At 29.8% G+C, this 8,217-nt stretch carries 7 protein-coding genes and 1 rRNA gene; 3 read left to right on the plus strand and 5 right to left on the minus strand.

Annotated features, from left to right (window positions below; genetic code table 11):
* Positions 1–159: 159 nt before the first annotated feature.
* The 3 genes from M2651_RS11710 to M2651_RS11720 all read right to left on the minus strand — a co-directional run bounded on the left by M2651_RS11710 (position 160) and on the right by M2651_RS11720 (position 3,806).
* Complete coding sequence (locus tag M2651_RS11710; RefSeq protein WP_252132536.1) at positions 160–1,485, minus strand: hemolysin family protein; 1,326 nt, start codon at positions 1,483–1,485, stop codon at positions 160–162.
* A gap of 257 nt (positions 1,486–1,742) precedes the next feature.
* Entirely contained in the window at positions 1,743–2,249 is a 507-nt protein-coding gene (locus M2651_RS11715; protein ID WP_252132537.1) for a D-glycero-alpha-D-manno-heptose-1,7-bisphosphate 7-phosphatase, read from the minus strand.
* Between the two features lie 96 nt (positions 2,250–2,345).
* Positions 2,346–3,806, minus strand: a complete 1,461-nt coding sequence (locus M2651_RS11720) for an aminoacyl-histidine dipeptidase (RefSeq protein ID WP_252132538.1) — start codon at positions 3,804–3,806, stop codon at positions 2,346–2,348.
* A gap of 267 nt (positions 3,807–4,073) precedes the next feature.
* Between M2651_RS11720 and M2651_RS11725 the strand changes: the two genes are divergently transcribed.
* The gene (locus tag M2651_RS11725; protein WP_252132539.1) at positions 4,074–4,664 is read left to right on the plus strand and encodes a DUF1836 domain-containing protein; all 591 of its coding nucleotides are present in this window, start codon (positions 4,074–4,076) and stop codon (positions 4,662–4,664) included.
* Positions 4,665–4,817: 153 nt separating this feature from the next.
* Positions 4,818–6,269, plus strand: coding sequence for an NADP-dependent glyceraldehyde-3-phosphate dehydrogenase (locus tag M2651_RS11730; protein ID WP_252132540.1), 1,452 nt, complete (start codon positions 4,818–4,820; stop codon positions 6,267–6,269).
* Positions 6,270–6,318: 49 nt separating this feature from the next.
* Here the strand turns inward: M2651_RS11730 and M2651_RS11735 are convergent, their stop codons facing one another.
* Positions 6,319–7,038 carry a lysophospholipid acyltransferase family protein gene (locus M2651_RS11735; RefSeq protein WP_286207994.1) on the minus strand — a complete coding sequence of 240 codons (720 nt, stop codon included), beginning with the start codon at positions 7,036–7,038 and terminating at the stop codon, positions 6,319–6,321.
* Positions 7,039–7,155: 117 nt separating this feature from the next.
* Between M2651_RS11735 and M2651_RS11740 the strand changes: the two genes are divergently transcribed.
* Positions 7,156–8,037 carry a ComEC/Rec2 family competence protein gene (locus tag M2651_RS11740; RefSeq protein WP_434062149.1) on the plus strand — a complete coding sequence of 294 codons (882 nt, stop codon included), beginning with the start codon at positions 7,156–7,158 and terminating at the stop codon, positions 8,035–8,037.
* A gap of 81 nt (positions 8,038–8,118) precedes the next feature.
* Here the strand turns inward: M2651_RS11740 and rrf are convergent.
* Positions 8,119–8,217, minus strand: a 5S ribosomal RNA gene (gene rrf, locus M2651_RS11745); the annotation flags it as partial.

Raw genomic sequence — 8,217 nt, forward strand, 5'->3', positions numbered from 1 at the left:
TACAATTTATAAATATGTTAACATAAAAAATTTATTACAGTTTTTTATTTACATATTTTATTAATTTTTTTAATACTTCCTCAGGCTTTTTATAAAGCTTATTGTCCGTACGCTTTGATTATTTAAAAAATAAAAATACTTAATCTATCTGTCAATACATTATTGCCTGCATATTTTTAAAAGCTCTATTCTTTTTTCATTTACTTTTTCCACTTTAAATACTAAATTTTCATATTTAACTATATGTTCTTCATTTTCTTTTGGTATACTTCCAATAAGATCTATAACAAATCCGCCTACAGTATCAAAATGCTCAGAAGGAAGATTAATTTCTAAAGTTTCATTGATTTCATCAATACTTACCATACCATTAACTATATAAGTATCATTGTCAAGCTTTTGAATATACTCGCTAGATTCATAATCTTCATCATATTCATCAAATATATTTCCCATAACTTCTTCTATTAAATCTTCGATTGTTACAATACCAGAAAAACCACCGTATTCATCTATAAGTATTGCCATATGATTTTTACTTTTTTGAAGCTCTCTAAAAAGTATATCAGTATTTTTAGTTTTAGGTACAAAATATGCTGGTCTTAATAAATTTCTTATAGATATGTCTTCTATTTTCTTTTTTCTAAGTTCAATAAATAAATCCTTCATGAAGAGTATGCCTATAATATTATCTAATTCATCTTCATAAACTGGAATTCTTGAATACTGCTCTTCTAAAACCTCATCTATAATTTGTTCTATAGGACTATTAATATTTATTGCAAATACATCAGTTCTATGAGTCATAATTTCCTTAGCCAAGGTATTATCAAATTCAAAAATCCCATCTATCATTTCTTTTTCTGTTTCATTCAGTACTCCATTTTCTTCCCCTACATCTATCATCATTCTTATTTCTTCTTCTGTTACTTCTTCTTCTGTTCTTTCAGAATGAACATTAAAAATTCTGGCAAACAAATTTGTAGACACCGTAAGCACTTTAACAAAAGGAAGAGTAATTTTTGATATAAAAACTATAGGCCTTACTGCAAACATGGCTATACTTTCAGAATTTTGCAATGCTATTCTTTTAGGAAGCAACTCTCCAAGCACCAGTGTTATAAATGACAAAGCTATGGTTACAAGTACTAAAGATATTTGGCTGCTAAATGCAGTAATATATGAAATACCTATTTTATTTATCAGCTTTGAAAGCTGCTCAGATATACTTACAGCTGCTGATGCACTGGCAAGAAAGCCAGCAAAAGTTATTCCAACCTGTATTGTAGCCAAAAATTTACTTGGTTCTTCCAAGAGTTTGACTAGTAATTTCGCTTTATTATTTCCTTCGCCAGCCATATAATTTATCTTAGTCTTATTTAAAGATATAACAGCCATTTCACTGGCTGCAAAAAAAGCATTTACAAGTACTAAGATAAAAATAAGCAGCAATTGAAGCAAAATACTATCAGGCTCACTTTCCATTAAAAAAATCCCCCTTTGAATCTCATGATATACAATAATCTTTTATAAGTATTGAATAAAATTATAACATATAATCATTAACTTTACTAATTTTATTAATATTTTGTACTATTAATCAACTTAGATTTATGTTCTCTACCAAGATATTTTTTATATTAAATAGTTCTAACCATAAAATAACATTCTGTCATTAATATTATATAGGACTTAGTGTTTTTCGTAAAGTTTGATTAAATAGTAATTTATAGACATAAAAACTAAATTATTTTATTTATAACCTCATAAAGATTTTTTCCATTTACATCTGCATTTTCATTTAATCTTCCTATTTTTGCAGTCTTACAGCCAGCAGCAATTCCAGCTTCAATGTCTGTATCCATATCGCCAATCATCCAGCTGTTTTTTAAATCAATATCGTATTTTTCAGCAAGCTCTAATATCATACCTGGCTTTGGTTTTCTGCAATTTGATTCTCTATTAAAATCAGGACAATATTTTATTTCTTTAAACTTACAATAAGGTTCAAGCTCCTCTATCATTTTATCATGAATAGCCTCCAATTGTTTCTCAGTTAAATGTCCCATCTCAATTCCACCTTGATTTGTTACTATAAACAAATCATAATTATTATCATAAGCTTTTTTTAATGCTTCCTTTACTCCGTCATAAATTATTAAATCTTCAGGCTTATTTACGTGCTTTTTAGAATTATCATTTATTACACCATCTCTATCTAAAAAAATTGCTTTATTCAATAATAACACCACCTTTAAAATATTTGTTCATATATAGGTTATACTGCTTGAATTAAATTATTACAAAAAATAAAACCCCGCACTGTTAATATGCGAGGCAATTTCTTATTTTATCTCTTTAAGCACTGAAAGCAGATAATTCCATGTATTTTGAACTGAAGATATGCTCATATGCTCATCAGGAGTATGAACATCATATAAATTTGGTCCAAAAGATATCATATCTATATCATTAAATTTTTCTTTAAAAAGTCCGCATTCAACTCCTGCATGTATTGCTACAATTTCTGGATCCTTGCCATAAAGATTATTATATACTTTTACAAATAAATTTCTAATATTTGAATTTGCATCATACTCCCATTCTGGATAATCTGATTCTGTCCAAAATTCTGCACCAAAAGCTTCTGCTGCTATTTTTGCAGTATTTACAATATTTTCTTTTAAACTCTTAACTGAACTTCTTGTAGCACTGTCAAAATGCACTAATTCTTCATCAGTTTTTATTACTCCAAGATTAGTAGAACTTTGAACTAAACCAGATATCTCCATGCTCATGCTGTGAACTCCATTAGGAATTAGGTTTAACAATCCAATAACCTTCTTGGTTGTTTCCTTAGAAAATACTTTTTCATACTTTTTAGAAACAATTTCAAATTGTATATTTACATCAGCATCTGATATTCTAAACTCATTTTTAAGTATACTGTTCCAAATATGTACTTTTTCTTGAACCTTTTCAGCATCCTCTTTCTTTAATACTATTAAAGCATCTGCCTCACGAGGAATAGCATTATCCTTAGCACCGCCTTTTAATGAAACCAATTGAAAATCTACAAAAGTATAAATATCATAGAGAATACGGCCTAATATCTTATTTGAATTTCCTCTGCCTTTATTTATTTCCATACCTGAATGTCCGCCTTTTAAGCCCCTTACTCTAAGCTCTGCAGAAATAAGATTTTCATCAGCCTTTTCCCAATTTATCTTAAGAGCTGCTCTTGTTCTCACTCCACCAGAGCAGCTTACCAATAGCTGTCCTTCTTCTTCAGAATCCATGTTTATTAATATTCTTCCTTTTAAATGCTCTGGATTTAAGGCTCTTGCTCCACTCATACCTGTTTCTTCATCTGTAGTTAATAAAACTTCAATAGGCGGATGAGGTATATCTTTAGAATCTAAAAGTGCAAGAGCATAAGCTATAGCAATACCATTATCTGAGCCAAGAGTAGTGCCTGTAGCATATATCATATCCCCTTCTACTCTCAACTTCAACGGGTCTTTAGTAAAATCATGTTTTGTATTTTGATTTTTTTCATTAACCATATCCATATGGCCTTGAAGTATAACCGTTGGGGCTTTTTCATATCCAGCGGTTCCTGATTTTTTAATTATAACATTTAGTGCTTCATCTTGTATTACTTCTAAATTACGCTCTTTTGCAAAAGCTACCAAATAATCACTTATTTCTTTTTCATTTCCTGAACCTCTTGGTATTTGAGTAATTTCCTCAAAAAATTTAAACACTTCATAAGGCTTTAAGTCTTTTAAAACATTGCTGCTCATAATTACCACCTTTTTCTTTTAATTCTCCTATTAATTTCAACACAACAAAAAACAAAAATCAAGTATTAACTCTTAAATTATACTGTACTTTTCAATTAAAGTACATGTTTTTATCAGCTCCAGTTTTATATTTACCAGTACTTCTTGCATGAAAATATCAAGTTATTATCTTGTTATTATTATTAATAAACATTATACTATATACAGTAGTTTTAAATACTATCAAATCATAAAAGTTACGTTTTATGATGCTTAGGAGTGATTTAAATGAATATAAATAAAGAAAATTTAATACAGTTAATTGAGGATGTATGTACCATAGATGAATTTAAACCTTCAGAGATTCCATGTGTTGACCTGTACATGGACCAAGTAACAACTTTTTTTGATGAAAAACTGCAAAGCTTAAAAAGAGATAAAAATGAAAAAATACTTACAAAGACGATGATAAATAATTATGCAAAAGCAAAGCTCCTTTTACCAATAAAAGGAAAAAAGTATTCAAAAGAACAAATAATGCTGCTTTCATTAATATACAATCTTAAACAAATACTTTCAATTAACGATCTAGGTTTAATATTATCTCCTATTATAAAAAGTATTTCTGAAGATAAAGGTAAATTTCCATTAGAAGATTTATATTCTTCATTTTTAGATCTTAACAAACTTCAATTAAATGAATCTAATCGCTGGTTTAGAGATAAACTTGAAGTTGTAAGCGAAAAAGCATCTGAAATAAAAACAGAAGACAGGGATTTAATCACTTTAATTTTATCAGTTCTAATGCTCGTTGCTTCAGCAAATACTCAAAAAAGGATGGCTGAAAAAATTATCGATAATTATTTTAAAAATTCATAAGAGAAGCAAATTAATAGAAAATCTGCATTTAAAGCATATAAATCTATTATACAATAAATGTTAATACAATAATACATAAATACATATAATGTTTTATAATTATTACATATTAGGCTCATACTATCTTTAGAAAAGATAGGAGTGAGCTTTACTATGTTTGAAAAAATATGCGACAATGAAATATATAAAATTTTATATAACGGAGAGTGGATTAATTCTCGTAATAATAAAACAATAGAAATTCTATCCCCTGTAGATAATTCTCTAGTTGGGAAAATTCAAGCATTAACAAAAGAAGAAGTAGATGAGATTATAAAAAATTCAAAAGAATCACAGAAAGCATGGGGTAATTTACCTATAAGTGAAAGAGCCTCTATACTTCATAAAGCTGCAGCAATTATTGAAGAAAATGCTGATGAACTGTCTCAAATACTGCAGCTAGAAATAGCTAAGGATATTGAGTCTTCTCAATCAGAAATTAAAAGAACAGCTGATTTTATACGATTTACTGCAGATGAAGGAAAACATATGCAAGGAGAAACTATACTCTCAGACAATTTTCCAGGTTTTAAAAGAGACAGAGTTTCTGTTGTTTATAGAGTTCCTGTTGGTGTGGTGCTTGCCATATCACCTTTTAATTATCCAATTAATTTATCTGCTTCAAAGATTGCTCCAGCACTTATTGCTGGGAATAGTGTAATACTAAAACCACCTACTCAAGGTGCAATTAGTGCACTGTATTTAGCAGAGACATTCAATAAAGCTGGCCTGCCTAAAGGCATATTAAATACAATTACAGGTAAAAGCTCTGAAATAGGAGATTATTTAATTACACATAAAGATATAAATTTTATTAACTTCACTGGAAGCACTGAAGTAGGAAAACATATAGCAGAAATTGCCGGAATGGTTCCTATGCTTATGGAGTTAGGAGGCAAGGATGCAGCTATAGTTTTAGAAGATGCAGATTTAAACGAAGCTGCAAAACTCATAGTTTCTGGTGCCTATAACTATTCTGGTCAAAGATGTACTGCAGTTAAAAGAGTTCTTGCACTTGAAGCTGTTGCTGATAAGCTAATCCAGAATATGACGCAGGAAATAACCAAATTAAAAGTAGGAGCTCCAAAGGAAGGTGCAAAAATAACTCCTCTTATAAACAGTGCAGCCGCAGATTTTGTTCAGGAATTGATTGATGATGCTATTAACAAAGGAGCCAAATTAATTATTGGCAATAAAAGAGAAGGAAACTTAATTTATCCTACTTTATTTGATTATGTAACTACAGCTATGAGACTGGCTTGGGAAGAGCCTTTCGGACCAATTCTTCCTGTAATAAGAGTACAAAATGTTGATGAAGCCATCGCTATAGCTAATAAATCTCAATACGGACTGCAAGCTTCAGTATTTACACAAAATATTAAAGAAGCTTTCTATGTTGCAGACAAACTAGAAGTGGGTACAGTTCACATCAATAATAAGACTGAAAGAGGTCCAGACCATTTCCCTTTCCTAGGAGTAAAAGCTTCTGGCCTAGGAACACAAGGTATTCGCTACAGTATAGAAGCTATGAGCAGACCTAAGGTTGTAGTTTTAAATATAAATTAAATTAATGCAAAATATTATATCCCCATGTATTTAATCATGGGGATATAACTTATTTTAGACTTTTTAAGTTTTCTTCTATTATAGATTTTACATATTCTGAAAGATTATTTTGCTCTTCTTTAGACAGCTCTTTTGTGTAAATTGGTTTTGATATTATAACATCAACATCTGCAGCTTTAGTCTTTTTTCCCTTGTGTATCTCAAAAATTTTGTAAGTTCCATTTATAGTAACAGGTACTATAGGAACACCAGCTTTAGTAGCAAGCTTCATTGCCCCCTTTTTAAATTCCAGCATATGTGATCCTTGACTTCTTGTTCCCTCTGGATAAATTGCCATAGAATATCCATTCTTAAGATTTTCAATACCTTCTAATATAGACCTAACTGAATCTCTTGAATCTTCTCTATCCATAAATACACAGTGAATTTGTTTCATCCAATAATTAACTCCTGGAAGCTTTTCTAATTCCTTTTTTGCTATAAATCCCATTGACTTATTTAAATAACCAAGCATAACTAATATATCAAAATTACCTTGATGGTTTCCTACAAAAACGCAGCTTCCTTCTGGTATATTTTCAGCTCCAACTACATTTACCCTTGAGCCTGTTGCCTTAACAAGACTTTTTGCCAATCCTCTTACCTCATTGGCAATATATAAATCTGTTTCTTCCTTGTTCATTTTTTTCCTTAAATACTCAAGCTTAAATCGCTTAATATATAATTTTATAATAAAATAAATACCATAAACTATCCATAAATAAGGCATCACTTTACCCCCTATTCCTTTCTTTTATATAGTTCATTATACTAATTACTGCTTTTTATTGCAAGCCTAACACATATATGATAGTATGTATAGAGATTATAAAAGGAGTGATAATATTTGATATTTCCTAGGAAACATTTTAAATTCATTCTGTTATCTCTTTTTTTGATAATAACACTTACTAACTGCAGTAATATTAAAAAGGAATCTACTTCCTACAGCTCTAATAATTCTTCTAATAATAACTTACTTGTACATTATATTGATGTAGGTCAAGCGGACAGTATACTAATACAAGTGAATAATAAAAACATGCTTATAGATGCAGGTAACAAATCCGACAGTGATAAAGTAATATCTTATCTAAAGCAACAAGGAGTTGAGAAATTAGATTATGTCGTTGCAACTCATCCACATGAAGACCATATAGGAGGTATGAGCGATATAATAAAAAAGTTTTCTATTATTGATTTTTATGCACCCAAAAAAACTAATACTACAAAAAGCTTTGAAAATATGATTTCTGCTCTTAAAGATAAGAAAATAAAAATAGCTACTGCAGGAGTAAAGTTTAACCTTGGAGACAATACAATTTGTGAAATGCTGGCTCCTAATAGTAAAAACTATGAGGAAATTAATAATTATTCTGCCGTTATAAAATTAACCTATGGAAATACCAAATTTTTATTTATGGGAGATGCAGAAAAATTAAGCGAAGATGAAATATTAACAAATAACTTCGATATATCTGCAGATGTTTTAAAGGTTGGGCATCACGGAAGCTCCTCTTCATCATCTTCAGGCTTTTTAGATAAAGTTTCTCCTAAAACAGTCGTTATAAGTGCTGGCAAAGGTAATGATTATGGTCACCCGCATAAAGAAATACTATCTGAGTTTAAAAAGAGAAACTATACTATATATAGAACAGATATTGATGGAACAATTGTACTCTTAAGTGATGGAAAAAAAATTAAAAAAATTAATCCCTCAAGTAAGTGAATGTTCATTTAGGGCATTTACTTGCTTGAGGAATTTTTCTATAAAATAAAAAAGCACTAAGTACTAAAACTTAATGCTTTAAATTGGCGACTATCTACTTTTCCACACAGTCTCCCGTGCAGTATCATCGACATCTCGGAGCTTAACTTGCGTGTTCGGCATGGAAACGAGTGTACCCTC

The sequence above is a fragment of the Clostridium caldaquaticum genome, assembly GCF_023806125.1.
Lineage (GTDB): Bacteria > Bacillota > Clostridia > Clostridiales > Clostridiaceae > Clostridium_AT > Clostridium_AT caldaquaticum.

Excerpts from the sequence above, each read along its gene's own strand:
- M2651_RS11710 (WP_252132536.1), bottom strand. The coding sequence starts at position 1,485 with ATGGAAAGTGAGCCTGATAGTATTTTGCTTCAATTGCTGCTTATTTTT.
- M2651_RS11720 (WP_252132538.1), bottom strand. The coding sequence starts at position 3,806 with ATGAGCAGCAATGTTTTAAAAGACTTAAAGCCTTATGAAGTGTTTAAA.
- M2651_RS11725 (WP_252132539.1), top strand. The coding sequence starts at position 4,074 with ATGAATATAAATAAAGAAAATTTAATACAGTTAATTGAGGATGTATGT.
- M2651_RS11730 (WP_252132540.1), top strand. The coding sequence starts at position 4,818 with ATGTTTGAAAAAATATGCGACAATGAAATATATAAAATTTTATATAAC.
- M2651_RS11735 (WP_286207994.1), bottom strand. The coding sequence starts at position 7,038 with ATGCCTTATTTATGGATAGTTTATGGTATTTATTTTATTATAAAATTA.